Raw genomic sequence first — 23,814 nt, forward strand, 5'->3', positions numbered from 1 at the left:
AATGGCGTCAGCAATCGAGTTTGTGGCGCGGAAATTGCATGTATTTTGGTCTGGAAATGGCACTCAATCGGGCGCCGATCAGGGTCGAGGATGGAAGGGTTTCGCCATGGATCTGAAGGATAGCGGCATATTCCGCATGATGTCGGACAAGATGGCCTGGCACAATCAGCGGCAGGAGGTTCTGTCCAAGAACATCTCCAACGCCGATACGCCGGAATTCCGTCCCCACGACCTGGTGGAATTCGACTTCAAGAAGCAGCTGCGCAATACCGCGCGCATGCAGCTGGCGGGGTCGGAATCCGGGCATCTGAAGGGCACGATCCCCGACAAGGCGGGTTTCAAGGATGGGGAGGAACGTAGCCCCTATGAGACCGCGCCCGCCGGCAATGCCGTGGTCCTGGAAGAACAGATGATGAAGGTCGGCCAGAACGCCATGGAGTACCAGACCGTGACCAACCTGTATCGCAAGCAGGTGGGCATGCTGAAGACCGCGATGACGCCGCCGCGCTGAGGCGGATGGAGTTAGGGCCAGCGGTCGCTTGTGACCGCTGGAGGCCGCCAACCGGCGGCCCGGCACCACTTGGTGCCGCAAGCCAAGCCGCCATCTGGCGGCGCCCGGCGCCTGAGGGAACGAGAAGGAGAGGTCATGGACCTGATGAATTCGATGGCGGCATCGGCCGCGGGCATGAAGGTGCAGGGCACGCGCCTGCGCGTCATCGCCGAAAACCTGGCCAACGCCAATTCCACCGCCCCCTCGCCGGGCGACCTGCCCTATCGCCGCAAGGTGGTGCTGTTCCAGAACGCCCTGGACAAGCAGATGGAAACCGATCTGGTCAAGGTGAAGAAGATCGACGTGGATCGCAGCGACTTCCAGCGCCGCTATGATCCCGGCCATCCCTCCGCCGATGCCGACGGCTATGTGCTGCTGCCCAACGTCAATTCCCTGGTCGAAAGCATGGACATGCGCGAGGCGCAGCGTTCGTACGAGGCCAATTTGAACACGCTGGACGCCACGCGTTCGATGATCATGCGCACGGTCGACCTGCTGCGTTCCAACTGATTAAGCCTCGTTTTCGGACAGGAAGGACTAAGCCATGGCCATTCCCTTCAGCGGTGCCGCCGCCGCCTATGCCAGTGCCGCCACGCGTGGCCTGAACGCGCCCGCCAAATCGGGTGCCGCCGAGGGGCCATCCTTCGGCGACATGCTGGAAAGTGCCGCGACCCAGTCGATCCAGACCATGCACAAGGGCGAGGAGATGACGGCCAAGGGCATCGTCGGCAAGGCCGACCTGGCCGATGTGGTGAACGCCGTCACCAATGCCGAGGTGACCTTGCAGGCCGTGGTCAATGTCCGTGACAAGGTGATCTCCGCCTATCAGGAAATCCTGCGCATGCCGATGTGATACCAATGGTCAAATATTTGACCATTGGTACGGCGGCAACCGCCGCCGCGCGCCACGTGGCGCGAAGCCAAGCCCACGGATGTGGGCGACGGCGATTGAGGGGCGTGAAAGGCGGGAACCGGGATTTATCATGAACGAGGCCGAGGCCATTGAGATCGTGCGCGACGCGCTGTTCACCACGATCATCGTCAGCTTGCCGCTGATGCTGATCGCGCTGGTGGTCGGTCTCGCCATTTCGCTGTTCCAGGCGCTGACACAGCTGCAGGAACAGACCCTGACCTTCGTGCCCAAGATCCTGATCCTGTTCACGGCCATGGTGTTCCTGCTGCCCTTCATGAACGGGCACTTGCGGACCTTCACCGAGCGGATCATGGACCGCATCGTGGCGGTGGGGACCAGCGTCGACAGCCAGGATGGCGGCGGATGATGTCGCTGGACACGGTCCTGGGCGGGTCGGTCTATGCGTTCCTGATGATCTTCGTGCGCCTGGGTTCCGCCTTCCTGATCATGCCGGGCTATGGCGAACAATATGTGTCGCCGCGCATCCGGCTGCTGTTCGCGCTGGCCGTGTCTTTCCTGCTTCTGCCCATCCTGCTGCCGCAGATGCCCAAGTCACCGCCCAGCCCGGCGGACCTGACCCTGCTGATCATTGCCGAAGCCATGATCGGCATCTTCCTGGGCACCATCACCCGCATGCTGATGTCGGCACTGGAAACGGCGGGAATGCTGATCGCCAACCAGGTGGGCTTGTCGGCGGCCCAGGCCTTCAACCCGGCCCTGTCGTCACCCGGCAATCCGGTTTCCGCGATCCTGGGCGTGCTGGCCCTGATGCTGATCTTTGCCACCGACATGCACCATATGCTGCTGCTGGCCGTGGTGGACAGTTACAGTCTGTTCCAGCCGGGGCAATGGCTGCCCATTGGCGACGTGGCCCAGCATCTGACCCGCATCATGGCCGACAGCTTCCTGATCGGCATGCAGCTGGCGGCACCCTTTACGGTGATCGGCTTGTTGTTCTACCTTGGCCTGGGCCTGATCTCGCGGCTGGTGCCGCAGATCCAGGTATTCTTCGTGGGCGTGCCCATCCAGATCATCCTGGGCCTGCTGCTGCTGGGCCTCAGTCTGATGGCGCTGATGACCTTCTGGCTGACCCGGTTCGAGGGGCAACTCGTCAACATCCTGCAGCTGTGAGGCGTAGCGCATGGCCGAGGATACGGATGATGACAGCAAAACAGAAGACCCAACCGGAAAGCGCCTGGCCGATGCGCGCGACAAAGGCCAGGTGCCGAAATCCCAGGAATTCAGCCATCTCTTCGTGCTGGGTGCCTCGCTGGTCCTGATCCTCATGGTCCTGCCCTGGTCGTTCGGGCGGATATCGGTCAGCCTGCTGCCCTTCATCGAACAGCCGCACGCCATCATCATGGATGGCGGGGGGCTGGAAAATGTCCTACGGGACCTGGTGACCAGTGTCGTGATCTCCATGGCCGTGCCGCTGATCATGCTGGTGGTGGCGGTGGTCCTGGCGTCTGTCGTCCAGGTCGGGTTCCTGTTCACGACGGAGAAAGTGTTCCAGTTCGACCTTTCCCGCCTGAACCCGCTGCCAGCCCTGGCTCAGAAATTCTCCATGAAGAACCTTGTGGAGTTTCTGAAGTCACTGGCCAAGCTGGTCATCGTCAGCATCGTCATCTACATCATGCTGCGGCCGCTCTGGGGTTCGGTCGATCATTTCATCGCCATGTCGATGATCGATATCGTCAAGGAAACCCAGCATCTGTCGGCGAAGATCATCTTCGCGGTGCTGCTGGTCCTGCTGGTCCTGGGCGGGGCCGATTACCTTTACCAGCGCTTCAGTTTCATGAAGCAGATGCGCATGACCAAGCAGGAGGTGAAGGAGGAGTTCAAGCAGGCGGAAGGCGATCCCCTGATCAAGGGCAAGATTCGCCAGCTGCGCATGGAGCGCGCCCGTAACCGCATGATGGGCAATATTCCCACCGCCGACGTGGTGGTGACCAACCCCACCCATTACGCCGTGGCCCTGAAATACGACCCGGCCCTGATGGGCGCCCCCACCGTGGTGGCCAAGGGCGTGGATCACCTTGCCATGCGCATCCGCGAGATCGCGGAGGAGAACGATGTGCCGCTGATCGCCAATCCGGCGCTGGCCCGCGCGCTCTATGCGTCGGCCGAGGTGAACGAGGAAATCCCGGCCGACCATTACAAGGCGGTGGCGGAGATCATCTCCTACGTCTTCAAGATGAAGCGCAAGCCCATCCCCCGATAGTCACCCTCCTAACTGCCTGTCGCGCCTGACAATCCCGATGTTGTAGATTGGTGAAGTCCGTCGCCAGCCCCCACCGGTGTCCCTCATGCGCAAAAGCAGCCCCGTTGCCCGCCCCGGCCTGAACCCGACCGCGCGTGCCGCCGGTTTGTGGGCATTGGCGCTGGTGCTGGTGGCCATTGCCGCCATGGTCTATCTGGCGCGGCTGGACGGGCCGCCGCCGGCCGAATGGCCGGCGGGCTTGCGCGGTGGCATCGTGGTGTGGCTGGCCGGTGGCCTGCTGGCGCTTGGCGGCATCACGCTGGTGCGTGGCGTGGCATCACGGGCAGGGGTCACGGAGGAACGCCGCCATCTTCTGGCCCGCGGGATGGAGGCGGCGTCGGTCCCCATGGTCATCGTGGGGCCGGACGCAAGGGCCGTGCATTACAATCCGGCCTTCCGCGATCTGGCACAGCCGGGAACGCGGCTGCCGTTGGATGCGCTGGGAGCCGCCGGCGGAACGGGACTGGCCCCGCTGGAGATCAAGCGCCTGACAGCTGCGGTGGAACGGGGGATTGCCGCCGACACAATCCTGACCTTCGGCGATGGGCGTCATTTCCGGCTGACCGCCCGGCCACTGGATGGCAATCCCGGATATTCCGTCTGGCAGGCGGAGGCGACGTTGGCTCCGCTGCCTGCCATCGCCGAACCCGATCCATTGCCGGAACCCATCCCTGCCGCCGACAGCACGGAAATGGAACGGCTGTGCGGTGAGCTGGCGCGGATCGAGGAGCGGTTCCGCCGCTTCTTCGACTATGCGCCCATCGGCATCGCCCTGGTCGATGCCGATTTCCGGCTGGCCGAATGCAACGATACCGTCCTGGCGCTAAGCGGCCTGTCGCGTGACGATGCGCAGGGCCGGCCGGTCACCAACCTGTTCAAGCGCGACCAGCGCAACGCCATCCAGCAGCGTCTGACCGCCATCCGCGACGGGGCCGACGGCCACCCGGCGCATGAGGCGCAGTTGCGCGGCAGCCACGGGCCCATCGTGCATCTCTATGCGCGCCGCGCCGATGGCGGGCCGGGGGGTGGGCCAGAGGGCGGGGCAGGGCTGGTCCTGCATCTGGTGGACATGACCAACCAGAAGAACCTGGAGGCGCAGTTCGTCCAATCGCAGAAGATGCAGGCCATCGGCCAGCTGGCCGGCGGCGTGGCGCATGATTTCAACAATCTCCTGACGGCGATGATCGGTTTCTGCGACCTGCTGCTGCTGCGGCACAAGCCGGGCGACCATTCCTTCACCGATATCATGCAGATCAAGCAGAATGCCAACCGCGCCGCCAACCTGGTGCGCCAGCTGCTGGCCTTCTCCCGCCAGCAGACATTGCAGCCACGCGTCCTGTCGGTGACCGATGTGCTGGCCGAACTGTCGAACCTGCTGCGCCGGCTGATCGGTGAGAATATTGAACTGCGCATGATGCATGGCCGCGATCTGGGCCTGGTCAAGGTTGACCAGGGGCAGCTGGAGCAGGTGATCATCAATCTCTGCGTCAATGCCCGCGACGCCATGATCGACACCGGTGGAAGGCTGACGGTCGTCACCTCCAACCTGCATGTCGCCGACCCGGTGCAGCGGGCGACGGAGACCATGCCGCCCGGCGATTATGTGGTGATCGAGGTCATCGATACCGGCGTGGGCATCCCGTTGGAAAACCTGCAGCGCATCTTCGAGCCGTTCTTTTCCACCAAGGAGCTGGGGTCGGGCACCGGCCTGGGCCTGTCCACCGTCTATGGCATCGTGCGCCAGACGGGCGGCTTCGTCTTCGTCGACAGCGCGCCGGGCGATGGGGCGAAATTCTCCATCTACCTGCCCCGCTACCAGGAGGATGGCGCCCAGGCCGCCGCCGTGGAAAAGGCGGAGAAGGGGGCGGCCGACCTGACCGGCACTGGCCGTATCCTGCTGGTGGAGGATGAGGATGCCGTCCGCGTCTTCTCCGCTCGCGCCCTGCGCAACAAAGGGTACGAGGTGGTGGAGGCCAAGAGCGGGGAGGCGGCGCTGGAACTGCTGCGTGCGCCCGACCGGCCCGATGTGGACCTGATCGTCACCGATGTGGTGATGCCGCAGCTGGACGGCCCCGCCATGATCCGCGCCGTGCGCGACTTCATGCCCGACGTGAAGGTGATCTTCATCTCCGGCTATGCCGAGGAAAGGTTCCGCAGCTCCGTCGGCGGCGGGGAGGTGGTGGAATTCCTGCCCAAACCGTTCAGCCTGAAACAGCTGGCGGGGAAGGTGAAGGAGGTCATGGAGCGGGAGTAGGGAATGGTTGCTGCCGTAGGTCAGGTCGAGGCGAAAGCCGAGCCCTGACGGAAAAGCCATTTGCCAACCCTGTCAGGGCTTGCCTACGGCTCGACCTGACCTACGGCTATCAGCCATTCTGCGTCGCCATGCGGCGACAGTCACCATTACCAGCGGCAGCAACGCCGCAAGATCAACCAGGGCGATGGTCCGCAGCGGTCCCTCCGGCAGCCCGGCCTGGGTATAGACGCCCAGGAAACCCAGGATGCTGATGGCGACGATGATCGAGCAGACGCGGCGTGACGGTGGATCGAACACCGCGAACAGGGAAACCACCATTACAGCCAGGAACAGCGCGCCCCGATGGATGATGAGCACCGCCACCGGCCCCTGCGGATCGACCCCATAAAGCCGCAAGGCCAGTTCGGGCGCCACCAGCACCGAGGCGGGCAGGATATGGATCAAAGCCAGAATGATCCACGCCGTCTTGCACCAGGTTCCGCCCATCGCTCCCTCCACCTTGAAGACAAGGTTGAGGTTAGGCCGGTGGAAAACCCATCGCGATTACCTGTCAGGTAATCACCGCGCCAGCTTCGGCCCCGCCTGCACGTTGATCTCGCCCGTGCGGTTCAGCGCCTTGGACAAGGCCTCCACCCGGCGCTGCACGCTGTCGCCGGTCAGCATGGCGGCATCCTCCGGCAGGATAAGGGTCAGCTTCTGGTCACCCAGGCGCAGCACGGTTCGCTGCAGCAGGGTGGCGGCACCGCCGGTCAGGGTGTGGGCCAGACGCAGGGCCAGACCCAGTATATAGGCCCGGGCCAGCGCTCCCTCCTTCAGCAGCCCGCGGGCGGGTGCCAGGACGGGATGGTCCATGGTGCCGGCATAGCGGACATGGACGGCCGTGGCCAGGAAGGCACGTTCGGCATGGTCGACACCGGCGAACGGCATGCGCAAGATGCGCAGGAAGGCATGTTCGGCACGGTAATCGGGATGTTCGGCCCAGCCCAGATCGGACAGCAGGCAGGCCGCCTGGCGCAGGCGCCGGGCCACCGGATCCTCGCCCACGAACAAAGGTGCCGTCCAGCCGGACAGGATTTCGGCATGGCCGAAACGGCCGATGCGTTCGGCCACATCTTCGCACGCGGTGATCAGGGGGTCCTGCCGTCGTTCCGACTTGTCCAGCAGATCATAGAGATGGCCCTCACGCAGACCATAGGCGGAGAAGGTGACGCGCGCCGGCTGTACCGCCTTCAGCACCCGTTCCATGACCAGGGCGGCCAGGGGCAGGGTGTCCAGGCGGCGCTTGGACACGCCCTGCATCTTCTCCAGGTTGCTGCGGCCGGCCCGCGCCACGGTGCTGGCGAATTCCGCCATCGCCGCCGCATCCACGCTGTACTGGTGGATGATGTGCAGCGGGTGGTTCACCTGCTCCATATGCATCTTGGCCAGCGCACGCCAGGCGCCGCCGACCGGGTAATAGGTGCGGCCCTTGCCGCGCGCCAGCCAATCCAGCCTGCCCAGGTGCTGGTCGATCAGCTTGGCGGCGGGACCGGGCTTGCCGTCCGTGGCCTCCAGCAAGCGCAGCGGGCCCAGCGGCGTCGTCACCTGCGCCCCGATCTCACCCTTTTCCAGCAGCACCAGTTCCAGGCTGCCGCCGCCCAGGTCGCCGGCCAGTCCTTCGGCATTGGGTGCACCGGACAGCACGCCGAGTGCGGCCAGCCGCGCCTCTTCCTCACCCGACAGGACATCGACATGAAAGCCGGTGCGGCGAGTGATCTCCGCCACGAAATCGGCGCCGTCGGCCGCGTCGCGCACGGCGGCGGTGGCCAGGACATCAACACGGCCGACCTGCATGCCTTCCAGCAGGCGGCGGAAGCGGACCAGATTGTCCAGCGCCAGCACCACCCCCTCGGGGTTCAGCCTGCCGGTCCGCTCCACCGTTTTGCCCAGGCCAGGCAGGACCTTTTCATTGAAAAGGGCGACGGGCGAACGTGTCAGTTTCTCATAGACGACGCAACGCATCGAATTGGAACCGACATCGATGACCGCCAAGCGGTCCTCGGCATGGGCGTGATCCACGTTCAGTCGGTCCACTTTCAGTGACAACATCGGGAGAATGCCGGGTTACGGGAAATTGCTCAACACCAGTTTCGGGGGTAGCCGCGCCTCGCTGGTGGCGCTACCACGACCGGACAGGCTGGGGTTCGTCATGAAATAGGTATGGGCGTTGAAGCTTTCCACGCAAGGCTCCACGCGGCGGTATGTCGCGTCGGGTTGCAGGACCCAGCTCTGCGTATTGTCCTTCAGGTTGGCGACCATGATCTGATCCAGCACCTGCTGGTGCACCGTCAGGTTCTCGATGGGCACCAGCGTCTCGATGCGGCGGTCCAGGTTGCGGGGCATCCAGTCGGCCGAGGAGATGTATACCCTGGCCTTGGCCGAGGGCAGGCCATGGCCGTTGCCGAAGCAGATCACGCGGCCATGTTCCAGGAACCGGCCGACGATCGACTTCACATGGATATTGTCCGACAGGCCGGGCACACCGGGCCGCAGGCAGCAGATGCCGCGGATCACCAGCTCGATCTTCACGCCGTTCTGCGATGCCTCGTACAGCTTGTCGATCAGCTTGGCATCGACCAAGCTGTTCAGCTTGACCCAGATCTGGGCCGGCCGGCCGGCATGGGCATGCGCGATCTCCGCGTCGATCAGATCGACCAGACGCTGGCGCAGGGTGGTGGGGGCGATGGCGATCTTTTCCAGCGCCTTGGGCGTGGCGTAACCCGTCATGTAATTGAACATATGGGCCGCGTCATGGCCCAGGGCCACGTCGCAGGTGAAGAAGGATAGGTCGGTGTAAACCTTGGCGGTGATCGGGTGGTAATTGCCCGTGCCGAAATGCACATAGGTGCGCAGACCGTGGCTTTCGCGGCGCACCACCAGCGACACCTTGGCATGGGTCTTCAAATCCACGAAACCATAGACCACCTGCACACCGGCGCGTTCCATGTCGCGGGCCCAGCGGATATTGGCCTCCTCGTCGAACCGCGCCTTCAGTTCCACCAGGGCCGTGACCGACTTGCCCTGTTCGGCCGCGTCGATCAGGGCCGCGACGATGGGGCTGTTCTTCGAGGTCCGGTACAGCGTCTGCTTGATGGCCAGGACGTTGGGATCGGCAGCGGCCTGACGCAGGAACTGCACCACCACATCGAAGCTTTCGAACGGATGATGGACGACAATGTCCTTCTGGCGGATGGCCGCGAAGCAATCGCCGCCGAAATCGCGGATACGCTCCGGGAAGCGGGCATTGTAGGGGGAGAACAGCAGGTCCGGCCGGTCGTCACCGATGATCTGCTTGGTATCGGCCAGCCCGATCAGCCCATCCAGCACGAACACATCGTCGGCGCTGACATGCAGCTCGTCGGTCAGGAAGTCGCGCAGGTCGTTCGACATGCCGGTATTGACGGCGAGGCGAATGACGCTGCCGCGCTTGCGGCGCTTCAGGGCGCTCTCGAACGTGCGGACCAGGTCCTCGGCTTCTTCCTCGATCTCCATCTCGCTGTCGCGCAGGACGCGGAACACGCCATGCCCCTTCAGCACGAAGGGCGGGAACAGGCGGGAAATGAAGGTCAGCACCACCTGTTCCAGCAGCACATAGCGCGTGTCGGTGCCGGGCAGGCGGATGAACCGGTCCAACTGTTGCGGCAGCAGCACCAGGGCGTCCAGCTCCGCCCCCTTCTGCGGGTCGAACAGCTGCAGGGCGAGCGCGAATCCGCCATTGGGCACGAAGGGGAATGGGTGGGCCGGATCGACGGCGATGGGGGTCAGGACCGGGAAAATCTCATCGATGAAGCGGGCTTCCAGCCAGTCATGCTCCCCGGCGGTCAGCTCGTCGGGATCTATCACGGCGATGCCGTTGGCGCGCAGGGTCTTGCGCAGCATCAGCCAGCAGGCCTGCTGGTCGCGCATGACGTCGGTGACGCGGTAATTGATGGCCGCCAGTTGCTGCTGGGGCGTCAGATTGTCGTCGGACGGAGTCGTGACCTTGGCGGCCACCTGGGCCTTCAGGCCAGCGACGCGCACCGTGTAGAACTCGTCCAGGTTGCTGGCCGAGATGGACAGGAAGCGCAGCCGTTCCAGCAGCGGGTGCTGTGCGTTGTACGCCTCTTCCAGGACGCGCTGGTTGAAGGCCAGCCAGGACAGTTCACGGTTGATGAAGCGTTCCGGGCTGTCATGCGCGATGCCGGGCGGGATTGCCTGCACAATCGCCTTGGCCGCGGTGGCGTCGGCCGGGGTGGGCAGCATGTCAGGGGCGGCGGTCACGATGGTTTCGTCCTTCTGGTCCTCTGGGGCCGCGGCAGTATATGTTGCTTCTGTGACGGTTTCGGGTACACGGGTCCCGCGCGGGCGGCGACGCTGCCCTGTGCCGGAGCCACTTCCCGTTCCCTTGCTGCTGGTCGTCATGAAGACACTCTATCTGCTGCGGCACGCCAAATCGGACTGGGATGACCCGCGACTGGCCGACCATGATCGCCCGCTGAACCCGCGTGGGCACAGGGCCGCCGCGACGATGGCGAATTATTGGGCGGCGCGCAAGGGCGGGCCGCCCCGCCCGGACCTGGTCGTCTGCTCCACCGCCATGCGGGCGCGGGCCACGCTGGAGATCGTAGCCGCCGCCTGGGGCACCGACCTGCCGCCCACGACCTTCGACCGATCCATCTATCTGTGCGGGGAGGAAATGCTGCTGGACCGGGTGAAGGCACTGCCGGATGAGGTGGGGACGGCGCTGTTCGTGGGCCATAATCCGGATTTCCAGCTGCTGGCCCGCGATCTCTGTGCGAAAGGGGATTTAGCCCTGCGTCAGGCGCTCGCCTCCAAGCTGCCCACCTGTTCCTTCCTGGAGATCGCGGTGCCTGATGGCTTGGCCTGGCGCGATCTGAAATGGGGAACGTGCACGCTGGCTGGCTTCACCCGGCCGCGCGATCTGGAAGAACGCTGATCGGGTCTTTGTCGCTTCCGTCCGTTGCCGCACTGCGGTATGTGAAAGATATTCATTTCCCGACGGAACCGACGCGCGAGCCCCCTTGAACGCCAAGCCCAAGGCCCCCCGCATGCCCCGCCCGGAACGGGAGGTGGAGATCAAGCTGCTGGCCGATGCGGCGGATTTACCGCGCATTGCCGCCCTGGCCCTGGTGCGCGACCGGCTAGTGGCGCAGGCCGATCCCGTGCGCCTGCACACATCCTATTACGACACGCCGGGGCTGGCCCTGGCCAAGCGCGGCCTGGCCCTGCGCCTGCGCCGCCAGGGCATGCGGCGCGAGCAGTCGGTGAAGACCATGTCCACGCATGAGGCGGGCGACGGCGCCGGCATCGCCGTGCGGCGCGAATGGCGGTGGGAGGTGGCGGGCGATGGCCTGGATACCGGCCTGTTGCGCCAGGGTGACCTGTCGGAACTGATCCCGCGCGAGGCGCTGGACAACCTGTCGCCGCTGTTCACCACGGATGTGCAGCGCACGGTGCTGATGCTGCGGGCCGGCAGCGACGGGCGGGTGGAACTGGCCCTGGACCTGGGCCAGGCCCTGGTCATGGCGCCCGATGGCCAGCCCGCCGCCCGCCACACGGTCAGCGAGGTGGAACTGGAGCTTCAGCAGGGGGAAGTGGCGGACCTGTTCCGGCTGGCCGCCGACATCCATGCCCGCATTCCGCTGCGCCTGTCCACGCGCAGCAAGGCCGATCTGGGTCTGGCCCTGCTGACCGGCGCCCAGCCGCGCGCCCATGCCGTGCGTCCGCTGGGCATCACGCCCATCACCACGGTGATGGAGGCGTTCCGCCATATCGGGCGCAATGGCCTGGCCCACCTGCTGGACAACCAGCCGGCTTTTACCGAGGCGATGGGCGACCCGGCGGCATTGCGGGAGATGGCGTCGGCCGTGCGCCGGCTGATCACCGCTTACGGCTTGTTCGCCGACCTGATCCATACCGACCAGGGCGATGCGCTGCGCGACCAGTTGAAGCAGCTGGGCCGCAAGCTGGAAAGGGCCCGCGACTGGCAGAAGCTGGCCATGGCGCTGACCGAGCTGCCGGCCGAGGCGCGCAAGGGGGCGGTCGGCCCCGTCTCCGCCGCCCGCGCCCTGGCGTTGGACAAGGCCATGCGCATGCTGGCCTCGCCCGCCTGGACGGGCTGGCAGCTGGAATTCGCGGCCTGGCTGGAGACGGGCGACTGGGCCCGCCAGCCCCATGGCTGCCCCTTCGGCACGACCCTGGCGGAAATTGCCGGCGACATGCTGCGCATCCGGCTGGACAAGCTGCGGGCGCTGGGCCTGCCGGGCGACGTGGCTACGGCCATCAAGGCGCATAAGCGTCTGCGCAAGCTGCGCTATGATCTGGATTTCTGCCGCGCCGTCTGGCCGGCGGAACGGGTGGCGCCGCTGCAGCGTACGGTGGACGCCCTGCGCACGCCCTTGAAACAGGCCGATGACGACATGAAGGCGGCGGCCCTGCTGGACAAGATCGACCAGCCGGCAGCGGCGGACGCGCTGCGCAAGCGGGCTGCGGCGGCGCTGAAACCGCTGCCGGCACTGTGGACGGCGTTCGTTACGGCGGAGGTTGTGGGTGTGGCGGGGTAGGGGCTTCAGCGTTCCGTCAACGATGCTTCCGCTTCCGATGGCCTGATAAGGATTTCCGCCGCGATTCCCAACCGGTCATGCAGCCGTCGGATCATGCCGATCGACAGGCCGCGACGGCGGTTCAATACCTCTGCCACCCGCGTCCGGGTGCCGATCATCGGCTCCAGATCCTTGCGGGTCAGGCCCATCTGTTCCATGCGGAACTTGATGGCCTCGATCGGGTCCGGCGGGTCCATGGGATAGCGTTCCGCCTCGTACGCGTCGATCAGGGTGCCCAGGATTTCCAGCCGATCTCCTTCGGGCGTGCCGTTGGCGGCTCCCCATAGGCTTGCAACCTCTTCCAATGCCGCCTCATGGTCGGCATCCGTACGGATGGGTTTCAGTTCAGCCATCATATCCAATCTCCGCCACATCGATCCGCTGATAGTAACGGATAGGCAGGTAAAATCACGCCACCCCGAACCGGTACTCGCTGACCGACCGGAACCGCTGCCCCGGGCGCAGTACCGTGCCGGGAAAGCCGGGCTGGTTGGGGCTGTTCTGGAAATGCTGGGGTTCCAGGCACACACCGCAATGGGGCTTGTAAGGCGCGCCGCCACGGCCTGCCATATTCACGCCATTGGCGGTGAAAAGCTGCACGCCCGGTTCGGTGGTCCAAAGCTCCATCACCCGGCCGCTGCCGGGATGTTCCAGGCGGGCGGCCTTGCGGGGGCCGGTATCCGGGGTGCTGCGGATCACGAAGCAATGGTCATAGCCGCCGCCGATGCGCATCTGTTCCTCCGTTGAGGCAATGTCACGGCCGATGGGCTTGGGTGTGCGGAAATCCAATGCGGTTCCGGCCACGGGGCGGATATCGCCCGTCACCATCTTGTCCGGACCGAAGGCGGTGAAGCCATCCGCCTCCATCGTCAGCACATGGTCATGGACCAGCGATCCCGGCACACCCGACAGGTTGAAATAGCCGTGATGGGTGGGGTTCAGGACCGTGGGTTTGGTCGTCACTGCCTCGATCTCCATCCGGAAACGGTTGTCGGGCGTCAGACGATAGGTGACGGCGATGGCCAGTTCACCGGGGAACCCCTGGTCCCCGTCAGCCGACAGCAGCGTCATGCGCACCGCCGCACCGTCCAGCGGCTGGGCATGCCAGTTGCGCTTGGCAAAGCCGTCCGGCCCGCCATGGGAGGAATGTTTGGACCCGCCGGTTTCCAACCGCACCTCCCGCCCATCCAGGGGAAAGCGGCCATTGCCGATGCGGCCGGCATAGCGGCCGACCAGGGTGCCGAAATTGCGTGACCTGATGCGGTAGCTCTCGAAATCATCCAAGCCCAGGACGATATCGGCGAAGGTTCCCGCCTTGTCCGGCATGACCAGGTTGGTGACGCTGGCGCCATAGGTCATGGCCCGCAGGCTGGCGCCGCTGCCATTGGTCAGGGTGTAGAGCGTGACGGGCTGGCCGTCCGGCAGGGTGCCGAATGTCTCCGCCACCACCCCGGCCCGGCCGGACAGGCGCCCGGCACAGCCGGCCAGCGGCAGGGCGGCGAGCGAGGCCAGGAGCGAGCGGCGGGAGAACATCATCGTCGGCATCCATAAAGTATAAATGAAAAAGGGCCGGGGTGCGGTTGGCGCCCCGGCCCTTCATCGCGACAGGTGCTTACAGCTTGTACCGCGCCCCCAGATAGAACTGGCGGCCCGTGTGGTGGTAGACATAGGTGGAGTTGCGCACCCCGTCCAATTCGCCATGGTACTGGCGGTTGGCCTCATCCGTCAGGTTCAGCGCCTCCAGCGAGATGGTGAAATTCTCCGTCACATTATAGGAGGCGGACGCGTCGAACGTGGTGGTGGCGGACTTGCCGATGGCCACGATGCCGCGCGTGCCGGCATTGGCGGCCGGCACCTGCTGGTAATAGCCGGAACGGTAGGCGACGGAGATGCGGGCGTTGAACGTCTCCCCATCATCATAATAAAGCGTGCCGTTCCAGGCATCGGGCGACAGGTTGACCAGATCGGCCGTGACATAGGTCGTACAGGCCGAGGTCGAGCAATAATCGATCTTGGACGAGACATGGGTGTAGTTCGCCTGCACGCCGAAATTCGACAACATGTCGGGCAGGAAGCTGAACGGCGCCTGGAAGCTGACCTCGAAGCCCTTCAGCGGGCCGCCCGGCGTGTTGGTCGGCGTGCTGAACACGTAGGTCAGATTGGGATCACGCCCACCGCCAGCCGGGAAGGCACCGGGGTTCAGCGCCGTCAGCTCGGCATAGGTCATCGTCTGCTGCGTGGTCTGCACGAAGGTCGAGATATCCTTGTAGAACCAGGCGAAGGAGATCAGCGATTCCTTGGCGAAGTACCATTCCAGCGAGACATCCACCGTGTCGGCGCGATAGGGCTCCAGCTCCGTATTGCCCAACGACGCGCTGGGGTTCGGGGCGTTCAGCGCCGACAGGGTGAAGACCGGCGTCAGGTTGGTGACGGGCGGACGCGACAGCACCTTGGCGGCGGCTGCGCGCAGGATCACATCATCCACCGGCTCCAGCGACATGTTGATGGAGGGCAGCGTGTCCTTGTAGCTGTTCTTGCCGGTCACCGCCGTGGTGGCATTGTTGAAGAAGGAATAGCCGGTGGCCGTCACATCCGTCTTCACCTGACGGATGCCGACATTGCCACGGAACGGCATGTCGCCCAGCTGGGTGTTCCAATCGACCTGGGCCCAGAAGCCCAGTGATTCCTCCGTCACATTACGCCAGTTGGCGAGCGTGGCGCTGTTCTCCAGCCCCTGGCTGCGGAAATCGCCGCCCGGCACGCCGGTGTCGCAATTGCAGTTGATGTTGAAGACCCGCTCGAACGCCTCCAGATCGGGGACCAGCCAGCTGGTCGGCGTACCGGTGGGCAGGTTCAGCCCCTTGCCGAAACCGGTCAGCAGCTTGGTCATGCTGGCCAGCGTGGTGCCAGCGGGCAGGGCGGGGGCGGCATTGGATGTGGCCGACGGGCGGGCGAAGGCCTTGGCTTCGGACTTGAATTCCTTCCAGTTGACACCGCCCTTGGCGGTGAAGGTGTCGTTGACGTCCCAGGTCAGGCTGCCCTGCGCGGTGTCATAGACATTGGTCTGGAAGGTCGGGTTCATGCGGATTTCCGACCGGGGCTGGGCGGCGGTCGGGCCGGTGATGACCCAGCTGGTCGGGTTCGTCACATCGAACCCGTAATTGATCAGCGGCAGGTTGCTGTTCTCACGGAAATCCCAGCTGTAGCCGTCGGTGTTCTGACGATCCATCAGCACCGTGGTCTGCACGGGATTGTCGAATTTCGACTTGGACCGGCCGCCCGTCAGATTGGCGCGCAGGCTCTCGCTGAATTCATGGTCGATATCCAGCGTGTACTGGGTGAATTCCGTCTTCAGGATGTCGAAGCGCTGTTCGGACCGGATGTCCATGTCATCCAGCCGGGCATAGACCATCTCACCCGTCTGCGGATCGACCACCGTCTGGACAATATCCACTTCGGGCTTGCCACCCTGGGAGGCGTTGCGGCTCAGCGACCAGGCCTCCAGGAAATTCTCCTGCCGGGTACTGTCCAGCTTGGAATAGAGCACATCGAAGCTGACGGTGGTGTTGCCTTCACCTGGCTTGGCCTGCAAGGAAAGGGTGGCGCCAGTGCGTTCCTGGTCATGGACCAGACGACCATAGCGCGGGATGCGGGGATGGAAGACACCGCCAGCCGAAGAGGCACCGCCGGGCAAAGCGGCGGGATTCTGGAAGCCGTTATCGCCATTGGCCGGGCCCCAGCGCACGGAACTGAACCCTTCCTCCAGCAGGTCGCGTTCGGAATAGGCCACCGACAGCAGGGCGCCCACCTGATCATCCAGCCAGGTGTTGGACAGAAGCAGGGCGCCGCGCGGATTGATCTTTTCCGACAGGTCGTTATAGCCGCCCTGGGCCGAGGCGGCGGCGGTGAAGCCGCTATAGTCGAAGGGGCGGGAGGTGCGCAGATCCACCGTGGCGCCCAGCGACCCTTCCTCCACATCCGCCGACGCGGTCTTGCGCACCGTGATGTTGTTGAACAGTTCGGACGCGAAGACATTGAAATCGAAGCCGCGGCCGCGGTTGGTGCCGCCGGAACTGTCGGTGGCGCCGGTCGTCGCCTGCGCCTCGATGCCGTTGATGCGGGTGCGGGTGAATTCCGACGACAGGCCGCGCACGGTCAGCGAACGACCTTCACCCGCGTCACGGTCGATGGAGACGCCGGGAATGCGCTGGATGCTTTCGGCCAGGTTGGTGTCGGGGAAGTCGGCAATGTCCTCGGCACTGATCGCGTCGACGACGCCGGCCTCGTTCCGCTTGATGTTCAGCGAATTGGCCAGGCTGGCGCGGAAGCCGGTGACGACGATTTCCTCCAGCACCGTGTCGCTGGACGGGGCCTGCTGGGCCAGGGCCGGGCTGCCGGCCAATGCCGCCAGCGACAGGGCCAAGGTCGAGACGCCATGGGGGATCGCACGGCGCAGGCCGCGTTCTGACTTGGACATGGGATTCCTCCTCCTGTTCGGGACTCAGCACTTTGGATGGATGTGCCGTTTGCCCGCCCGTTAGATGTGGCACCGATGCTCGGCGATTTTGCTTGCCAATTGCCACCGGTGTCATAACAAACTATGCGATGGTTTGATCGGGAAGGCAAGCCCCACCGAAAAACAAAACAAGACGGCAGGCGGGCAAACCGTCGCCGGCAGCAGGGAAGGATATCGATCCATGGCACGTGCGATGCGGTTGCGGACGGGTGCGGCTGCCCTGGCCTTGCTGGTGGGCGCTTTGCCAGCGGTGGCGGCCGACGGGCTGCTGTTCCAGGTGACGGGTGACAAGGGGCTGGTGGCCGACAAGGCCACGGGCCAGGCCAGCCCTACCTTCGCCGACAAGGTTGCGGTGGTACCGCAGGGTGGGGCCGCCGGTGCGTATTTGCAGGCGGCCGATGACCAGGTGCTGGCCTGGGCCGCCCCCGGCAATATAAGGGCGCAGCGCGGCACGCTCAGCTTCTTCTGGCGGTCACGCTATCCGGTTGGCAGCAACCAGTTCCCGCTGTTCCGCGTGTCCTTCGCCAACCATTCCAGCTGGGACATGGTGTTCCTGCGCCTGGACTGGAACGGCAAGGGTTTCGATGGATTCGTCACCGACACCAACCTGTCGCGGGTCCGCGTCTCCTGGGCCATGCCGACCCCGCCGGCACCCGATGCCTGGACCCATATCGCCTTTGCCTGGGATGAGGCGACGGGCGTGCAGCTTTACGTGAACGGCGCCCTGGTGGCGCGCAAGGATCAGCCGGCGTCGCTGGATGCCAGCCTGGACCAGTTGGGCCCGCACAGCCGCATCATCAGCCCAATCCAGGTACAGAGCCGGTACAATTTCCTGCGCGGCGGCGATATCGACGATATCCGCGTCCATGACCGTGCCCTGGATGCGGCGGGGGTCAAGGAACTGGCGCAGGGCAGGGAACCGGTGTCATTGCCGGCTGCCCCCGATGGCTGGGCTGCCTGGGCGCATCGCAACGGTTTCGACCGTGCCGATGATCCGCCACCTTATCTGGCCGATGCCAGCACCCGTATCCGCAAGGTGGAATTCACCGAACAGCGCGACATCGCGCAGCGCATGTGGAAGGGCAATGACGGGGTGCGGGAGACAACCTGGCCCGGCGTCTATAACCGCTCCCGGCTGGAGGGGCGGCACGATTACTTCACCCTGCCGGACTGGAACGTCTACTCAACCGGCGGCAAGTCGGGCACCTGGTTCCTGCCTGACGAGCCGTTCAACCAGGTGGAAATCCAGGGGGCGGCCTTCGGCAAGCTGGGCTGGCTGCAGGGGGCGAAGCTGCCCGAGGGCAATGGCCTGATCACCGGGGATGGCGACCTGCTGTCCAAACGGCGCCAGGGCATCGAACGCAGCACGACGCGGCTGAAGGCGGATGCCACCGGCGGTGCCCTGCGCTTCGTCAATGAGGTGCAGGAAACCCCGATCCAGGAGATCGGCGCCTATCATGTCGGCCCCGGCACGGCGCCGGCCGGCCTGGGTGATTTCCATTTCAATCTGCGTCTGGCGGCGGAGCCGGACTTCACCGCCATCCGACCACTGCGCCGCTTCATCGACGGGCGCTATCCGGAGGGGGAACGCGACCTGATCGTGGCCATCCCCGATGGCGGTGTGCCCACGCGCAAGCGGACCAAGTCACCGGTCGCCGGCCGGCCTGTGGCCCATATCGCCATCCCAATGGATTTCCGCCGCCAGGAACCGGGCCTGCCACTCTATCGCGCCAGCACGGAAGGGTTCGAGAATATTGGCGGGCTGGACGGGATCGAACTGGTGATCCCGGCGCTGGACGTGAATCCCACGCACAAGGGCGGGCTGGTAGCGCTGAACATCCGCGTCAAGGACCCGTTGACGCCGGAACGCGATCTGCTGGACATCAATGTCGCCGTCAAGCCGGGGGAGGCGCGGACCCTGTGGCTGGATACGCGCGACCGCATCCTGCCGTCGGACCGGCCGCTCTATATGAGTATCGCCGCCTCCGCCCCGGATTTCTCCGTAGCCAAGCTGGATGGGGCGTCGCTGCGCCTGGTGTTCAAGCCCAAGGCCGAGGCACGGCCCGAGCATGCCTTCGACCGCGAGCGCCAGATCCAGGACAATTACGGATTCCTGGTGGAGGAGCGGCAGAGCAGCCGCAATCTGGGCCTGTTCCAGCGCTTCTATGAGGATGTGGCCGACCTGCTGCGCATCGATCCCGACAACAAGGTGGCCAACGCCTATTGGTCGGAATGGAACCCGCAGCAGCCGCTGCCGCCGGTGGAATTGGACAAGGCGCCGGCCGGCGTGCCGGAATGGGCCTGGGGCCAGACAAAGTATCTGGCGCAGGTGCGGTCCTTCGTGAACTGGTGGATCGACCATCGTCAGGTGGATGGCGAGTTCGGCGGCGGCCTGTCGGACGATACCGACCTGACCAACCAATGGCCGGGCCTGGCTTTGATGGGCGCGGATCGGGAGAAGCTGACCACATCGCTCGCCGACATGATCGAGGCGGTGCATGTCAATGGCATGATGACCAACGGGCTGGGTACCATCGTCACCGACGAACTGCATGTCTATGAGGAAGGGATCAACGCCCAGTCGCAGATGTCCCTGCTGTCACCCGGTGATCCGCTGGTGGTCGAACGGCTGATGGAGACGGCGGCGAACTTCCCCGATCTGCTGCAGGTGAACCCCAAGGGCCACCGCCTGCTGGTCTCCAACTATTTCGGGGCCGGGCACATCGTCAAGGAAGCGCCGTGGCAATGGTCGAAGCCCTATTCCTATCTGATCTTCCATCCCGGCATCCGGCTGGTGGAGATCAATGGCGATGCGGCGACGCGTAAGCTGTTGCTGGAACTGGCTGACGGCTATCTGGCCCATGGCAAGCAGGGCAGCGACGGTGCCTGGACCTTCCCCACGGAGATCAACTGGCCCGACGGGGCCACGCGCGGCACTTCCGGCCCGGAACAGACCAACCTGCTGATGTGGGCGGCGTATCGCTGGACGGGGCGGCCCGAGTACCTTCGCCCCATCGAACAGGTGCTGCGCAAGGGTGGGCTGCCGTCGCTGTCGGGCATCGTCGGCAGCGATCTGGCACTGGATCTGAACCGGCCAGATCTGCGCAACGCGGTGCTGGAGGCGGCGAAGACCGACCGCTATGCCGGCCCCTATAGCTGGCACACGGCGTGGGTGGCCACGGGCGACAAGCAGTGGCTGGTCAAGCAATATGACAGCCAGCGTCAGACGGCTGCCCTGCGCATGGACATGATGACCGGCGACCATTGGTGGACCGACCGTGTCGAGTTGCCGACACAGGAATTGCAGCGCCAGCGTCTGGGCGGTGTGGCGCTCTACCGCAATTCCATCGTGCGCGGCAATCGCATCGCCTGGCGCTTCGCCGATCCCGACGGGGCGGAAAAGCTTGCCATTCTGGTCAAGGAACCGACGCGCACCGGCTTCCGCGTCCTGGCCCATAACCTGTCCGACCAGCCACTTTCCGCCACCATCATCGGGGCCGATGTGGCCACGGGCGACTGGAAAGTGACGGAAGGGGTGGATACGGATGGCGATGACGGCGCCGATGCCGGCACTAGCAGCACCCGCCAGGTCGCGTTCGGGGAGGGCCAGGGCGTGCCCGTCACCCTGGCGCCCGGCCGCACGACGGTGCTGGACTTCGCACTGGCCGGGCCGGAACAGGACCTGACGAAACGGCCCGATGCCGCTATCGCCGCCCGCGATGTGACGGTGGCCAAGGGCAAGGTGGCGGTGAAAGTGCATAATATAGGATCGGTGCCGACACCGAAGGGCCGGGTCCGCCTGCTGGCAGCCGATGGTTCTGTTCTCGCGGAAGTGCCGTTGCCGGCGATCCCGGCCCCGCTGGACCTGAAGCCGAAGACCGCCGAGGTGACCCTGAAGGCCCCCATCGGCCTCTCATCGGTCGATGTCGTGCTGGAGGGTGGTGTGGCGGAGCCGTGGTCGGATAATAACAAGGTGGTGCTGCGCTGATCCTCGGGCGGGGTGGTTCAGGCCCATCATGGCCCATCCGCCTTGCCGCACAACGTTGCCAGTGATCGATCCTTCATCCGCTGCGCCAGCTTCATGAATGGGATTTGCCGGAGATCGCCGTAAATGGTGATCTCCGGAATGTCGATCGTGGCTGTGTCCACCTTGGAACCGTCCGGTTTCCGCGCCTTCACCCACGCCATGCTGAACGTCCCGTCCCGGCCGAGATTGCCTTGCTGGTCGATCCGGACGCCATCCTGGGCGAAGGTGATGGTGCGGGCCAGGGTCCCCCCTTCAACTTTGGGAACATAGGTGTCCAGAACCAGCCAGTCCCCACTCTCCGGTTGGGTCTGAACGATGATTTCCGACACCTTGCCCGATCGCAGGTAGGACACCCTGCCGCTTTCCAGCGGGATCAGTTCCGCCGCCAGATCATCGAACGGGGCGGCATCCCGGAACCCGCACCATTCACCCCGATCCTCCCGGAACAGGAACGAATAGGTGTCCCCCGTTCCCGTCGCGACGGCCGGGCCTGCCAGCGCAAGGATGGTGATGATGGCCAGGAACATGCTCTTCAAGGACATCTCCGTTGGGCGGCTCGGTCAGGCCGGTATTGTGCCGACGACTTGTCACCCCCACAACAATCGGATTGGTGGGGGCGGCCCGGCGGGTCTATAGGCTTTGTCCTTGGAATCCGCTACCGGTGCCCCCGATGCACGCCAATATCGCCCTGTTCTGCTGTTCGGTCCTGATCTGGGGGTCCACCTGGTACGCTATCACGTTCCAGCTGGGGGCTGTGGATCCGGCCGTGTCGGTGGCCTATCGCTTCCTGCTGGCGGGTACCGCTTTGCTGGGCTGGCTGGCCATCCGCCGCCAGCCCATCCTGCCCCGCCGGGAAGGGTGGTGGTTGATCGCGGCGGCGGGCCTGCTGAACTTCTCCATCAATTATTTCATGGTCTACAAGGCCACAGCCCTGCTGCCGTCGGGCCTGGTCGCCGTTGCCGGGTCGGTCCTGTCCTTGATGAATGTCGTCAATGCCCGCCTGTTCCTGGGCCAACCCATGCGGCCCTCGGTGCTGGGCGGTGGGATGATGGGTGTGGTGGGTGTGCTGTTGCTGTTCACGCCGGAACTGGACGGGGGCGTGCTGACCGGTGGGGCGCTGGCCGGATTCGCCCTGATGATGGTATCGAACTACAGCGCGTCGCTGGGCAACATGGTTGTGTCCAAGACCCGCAAGGCGGAAATGCCGCTGATCACCACCACCGCCTGGGCAATGCTGGTCGGTGCCCTGTCCATGGTCGGGGTGGCGGCTTTCCACGGCGCCAGCTTCGCAGTGGTGCCGACGCTGCCCTATTTCCTGTCGCTGTTCTATCTGGCCCTGTTCGGGTCCATCGCGGCCTTCCTGTGCTATTTCACCCTGCTGGGCCGCATCGGGCCGGGCCGGGCCGGCTATGTGGCCATCATGACGCCTGTCGTGGCCCTGGTCGTGTCCACCCTGTTCGAGGATTACCGCTGGACGCCGGCGGGCGTGGCCGGTCTGGTCCTGGCCGTGCTGGGCAACCTGCTGGTCATGGCGCCGGGCGCGCTGGGCGGCCTGCTGCGCCGCCAGCCGGCCTGAAAGCCGCGGCGGGAAGTCGCCATGCGTCTTCAAGACGTATTGGCAAGCTTGCCCCCATGCTTTCGGTGGTGTATTCCCACCCGTCAAGTGTCGGAGCGTGGCGCAGCCTGGTAGCGCGGCTGGTTTGGGTCCAGCAGGCCGGAGGTTCGAATCCTCTCGCTCCGACCATCCCTTTTTCGGTTTCAACCATCTGCGTCACAGGGTTCGCCATGAAGGTCCGGATTTACCAGCCGTCGAAGACCACCATGCAGTCCGGCCGCGGCAAGGTCGGTGACTGGGTTCTGGAATATGAAATCGCCACCCCGCGCCGGCCGGAGCCGATGATGGGCTGGACCAGCTCGGGCGATACCCTGAACCAGGTGCGCGTGAAGTTCCCGACCAAGGAGGCCGCCTTGGCCTTCGCCGCCAAGAAGGGCTGGGACTGCGACATCGCCGAATGGCATGAACGCCGCGTCATCCCCAAGAACTACGCGGACAATTTCCGCACCGATCGGCCGCGCATCGGCCGGTTCTGATCCTTTCCCCTATCCGGCCCCATAGCTCAGCTGGATAGAGCACTCGCCTTCTAAGCGAGCGGTCGCAGGTTCGAATCCTGCTGGGGTCACCATCCAAGATGGTCTGCAAAGGGCCGCCTGTCGTGAAGACGGGCGGCCCTTTTGCCGTTTCCGGTTTGGCCCCGTCATCCGACCTGATAGGGCAAAACCCGCCGCATCAAGGGCTTGACCGGTCGTTTCCGCCGCCCGGCAGGAAATGCCGGGCTAGGCAAAAAACGCCGGGATCACCGGGCGATCCCGGCCCATGCCCAGGGAAAGCCGCCCTTTCCCCGGCATCTGCCCGTCAAAATTTACCCCTTTGGTATAGGTTTTGGCGGGTTCCGACACTTGGCACGCTTCCTGCTTATGTCCTGTCGAACCCATCCGTGTTCACCCTCAGGAGGAAGAGACCGAAGCTCTGGACAAGGCGTTGCGCGAAGAGCGGTGCAGATCGGCCTTAAAGGCGACAGCCAAGCAAGACTGATACCGCGATCAGCAAAACGGATTGCCCGATCCGACAAGAAACTGCCGGTCATGCATCGCA

General features: G+C 64.8%; 19 protein-coding genes and 2 tRNA genes. 14 read left to right on the forward strand and 7 right to left on the reverse strand.

The genetic code is table 11. The features are described 5' to 3' along the window. Positions 1–106: 106 nt before the first annotated feature. The 7 genes from flgB (at position 107) to ACM9HJ_RS13015 (ending at position 5,977) form a co-directional block, all read left to right on the forward strand. Positions 107–511, forward strand: a complete 405-nt coding sequence (gene flgB, locus ACM9HJ_RS12985) for a flagellar basal body rod protein FlgB (protein WP_416572157.1) — start codon at positions 107–109, stop codon at positions 509–511. 135 nt (positions 512–646) lie between these two features. Continuing rightward, the gene (gene flgC / locus ACM9HJ_RS12990; RefSeq protein WP_416572158.1) at positions 647–1,060 is read left to right on the forward strand and encodes a flagellar basal body rod protein FlgC; all 414 of its coding nucleotides are present in this window, start codon (positions 647–649) and stop codon (positions 1,058–1,060) included. A 34-nt stretch (positions 1,061–1,094) separates the two neighbouring features. After that, positions 1,095–1,403 (forward strand): flagellar hook-basal body complex protein FliE, encoded by a 309-nt coding sequence (gene fliE / locus ACM9HJ_RS12995; protein ID WP_416572159.1) that lies wholly within the window; start codon positions 1,095–1,097, stop codon positions 1,401–1,403. A 130-nt stretch (positions 1,404–1,533) separates the two neighbouring features. After that, positions 1,534–1,830, forward strand: a complete 297-nt coding sequence (gene fliQ, locus ACM9HJ_RS13000; RefSeq protein ID WP_416572160.1) for a flagellar biosynthesis protein FliQ — start codon at positions 1,534–1,536, stop codon at positions 1,828–1,830. Beyond that, a complete protein-coding gene (gene fliR, locus ACM9HJ_RS13005; protein ID WP_416572161.1) occupies positions 1,827–2,594 on the forward strand; it encodes a flagellar biosynthetic protein FliR in 768 nt (255 codons plus the stop codon). Before fliQ ends, fliR begins: the two co-directional genes overlap by 4 nt. Positions 2,595–2,604: 10 nt before the next feature. Beyond that, the gene (gene flhB, locus ACM9HJ_RS13010) at positions 2,605–3,684 is read left to right on the forward strand and encodes a flagellar biosynthesis protein FlhB (protein ID WP_416572162.1); all 1,080 of its coding nucleotides are present in this window, start codon (positions 2,605–2,607) and stop codon (positions 3,682–3,684) included. Positions 3,685–3,769: 85 nt separating this feature from the next. After that, the gene (locus ACM9HJ_RS13015) at positions 3,770–5,977 is read left to right on the forward strand and encodes an ATP-binding protein (RefSeq protein WP_416572163.1); all 2,208 of its coding nucleotides are present in this window, start codon (positions 3,770–3,772) and stop codon (positions 5,975–5,977) included. A 72-nt stretch (positions 5,978–6,049) separates the two neighbouring features. Here the strand turns inward: ACM9HJ_RS13015 and ACM9HJ_RS13020 are convergent, their stop codons facing one another. The 3 genes from ACM9HJ_RS13020 to ACM9HJ_RS13030 all read right to left on the reverse strand — a co-directional run bounded on the left by ACM9HJ_RS13020 (position 6,050) and on the right by ACM9HJ_RS13030 (position 10,258). Continuing rightward, the gene (locus ACM9HJ_RS13020; RefSeq protein ID WP_416572164.1) at positions 6,050–6,463 is read right to left on the reverse strand and encodes a hypothetical protein; all 414 of its coding nucleotides are present in this window, start codon (positions 6,461–6,463) and stop codon (positions 6,050–6,052) included. A gap of 72 nt (positions 6,464–6,535) precedes the next feature. Then, entirely contained in the window at positions 6,536–8,035 is a 1,500-nt protein-coding gene (locus tag ACM9HJ_RS13025; protein ID WP_416572165.1) for a Ppx/GppA family phosphatase, read from the reverse strand. A 45-nt stretch (positions 8,036–8,080) separates the two neighbouring features. Then, positions 8,081–10,258 (reverse strand): RNA degradosome polyphosphate kinase, encoded by a 2,178-nt coding sequence (locus ACM9HJ_RS13030; protein ID WP_416572247.1) that lies wholly within the window; start codon positions 10,256–10,258, stop codon positions 8,081–8,083. A gap of 142 nt (positions 10,259–10,400) precedes the next feature. Between ACM9HJ_RS13030 and ACM9HJ_RS13035 the strand changes: the two genes are divergently transcribed. Together ACM9HJ_RS13035 and ACM9HJ_RS13040 are read left to right on the forward strand one after the other, a co-directional pair. Then, positions 10,401–10,952 (forward strand): SixA phosphatase family protein, encoded by a 552-nt coding sequence (locus ACM9HJ_RS13035; protein ID WP_416572166.1) that lies wholly within the window; start codon positions 10,401–10,403, stop codon positions 10,950–10,952. Positions 10,953–11,037: 85 nt separating this feature from the next. Further along, the gene (locus ACM9HJ_RS13040) at positions 11,038–12,579 is read left to right on the forward strand and encodes a CHAD domain-containing protein (RefSeq protein WP_416572167.1); all 1,542 of its coding nucleotides are present in this window, start codon (positions 11,038–11,040) and stop codon (positions 12,577–12,579) included. 5 nt (positions 12,580–12,584) lie between these two features. Here the strand turns inward: ACM9HJ_RS13040 and ACM9HJ_RS13045 are convergent, their stop codons facing one another. The 3 genes from ACM9HJ_RS13045 to ACM9HJ_RS13055 form a co-directional block, all read right to left on the reverse strand. Further along, positions 12,585–12,974, reverse strand: coding sequence for a helix-turn-helix domain-containing protein (locus ACM9HJ_RS13045; protein ID WP_416572168.1), 390 nt, complete (start codon positions 12,972–12,974; stop codon positions 12,585–12,587). A gap of 52 nt (positions 12,975–13,026) precedes the next feature. Further along, positions 13,027–14,154: an aldose epimerase family protein gene (locus ACM9HJ_RS13050; protein WP_416572169.1), complete on the reverse strand. Its 1,128-nt coding sequence runs from the start codon at positions 14,152–14,154 to the stop codon at positions 13,027–13,029. 76 nt (positions 14,155–14,230) lie between these two features. Beyond that, positions 14,231–17,095 carry a TonB-dependent receptor gene (locus ACM9HJ_RS13055; protein WP_416572170.1) on the reverse strand — a complete coding sequence of 955 codons (2,865 nt, stop codon included), beginning with the start codon at positions 17,093–17,095 and terminating at the stop codon, positions 14,231–14,233. 220 nt (positions 17,096–17,315) lie between these two features. Here ACM9HJ_RS13055 and ACM9HJ_RS13060 point away from each other — a divergent pair, with 220 nt between their 5' ends. Continuing rightward, positions 17,316–21,122 carry a LamG-like jellyroll fold domain-containing protein gene (locus ACM9HJ_RS13060; RefSeq protein WP_416572171.1) on the forward strand — a complete coding sequence of 1,269 codons (3,807 nt, stop codon included), beginning with the start codon at positions 17,316–17,318 and terminating at the stop codon, positions 21,120–21,122. Positions 21,123–21,148: 26 nt separating this feature from the next. Here the strand turns inward: ACM9HJ_RS13060 and ACM9HJ_RS13065 are convergent, their stop codons facing one another. Continuing rightward, positions 21,149–21,697: a hypothetical protein gene (locus ACM9HJ_RS13065; protein ID WP_416572172.1), complete on the reverse strand. Its 549-nt coding sequence runs from the start codon at positions 21,695–21,697 to the stop codon at positions 21,149–21,151. 134 nt (positions 21,698–21,831) lie between these two features. Here ACM9HJ_RS13065 and ACM9HJ_RS13070 point away from each other — a divergent pair, with 134 nt between their 5' ends. From ACM9HJ_RS13070 to ACM9HJ_RS13085, 4 genes are all read left to right on the forward strand, one after another. Further along, positions 21,832–22,737, forward strand: a complete 906-nt coding sequence (locus ACM9HJ_RS13070) for a DMT family transporter (RefSeq protein ID WP_416572173.1) — start codon at positions 21,832–21,834, stop codon at positions 22,735–22,737. Positions 22,738–22,828: 91 nt separating this feature from the next. Further along, a tRNA-Pro gene (locus ACM9HJ_RS13075) sits at positions 22,829–22,905 on the forward strand. A 41-nt stretch (positions 22,906–22,946) separates the two neighbouring features. Beyond that, complete coding sequence (locus tag ACM9HJ_RS13080) at positions 22,947–23,252, forward strand: ETC complex I subunit (protein ID WP_416572174.1); 306 nt, start codon at positions 22,947–22,949, stop codon at positions 23,250–23,252. 15 nt (positions 23,253–23,267) lie between these two features. Beyond that, a tRNA-Arg gene (locus tag ACM9HJ_RS13085) sits at positions 23,268–23,344 on the forward strand. Positions 23,345–23,814 lie beyond the last annotated feature (470 nt).

The organism is Niveispirillum sp. KHB5.9, assembly GCF_048066115.1.
Taxonomy (GTDB): domain Bacteria; phylum Pseudomonadota; class Alphaproteobacteria; order Azospirillales; family Azospirillaceae; genus Niveispirillum.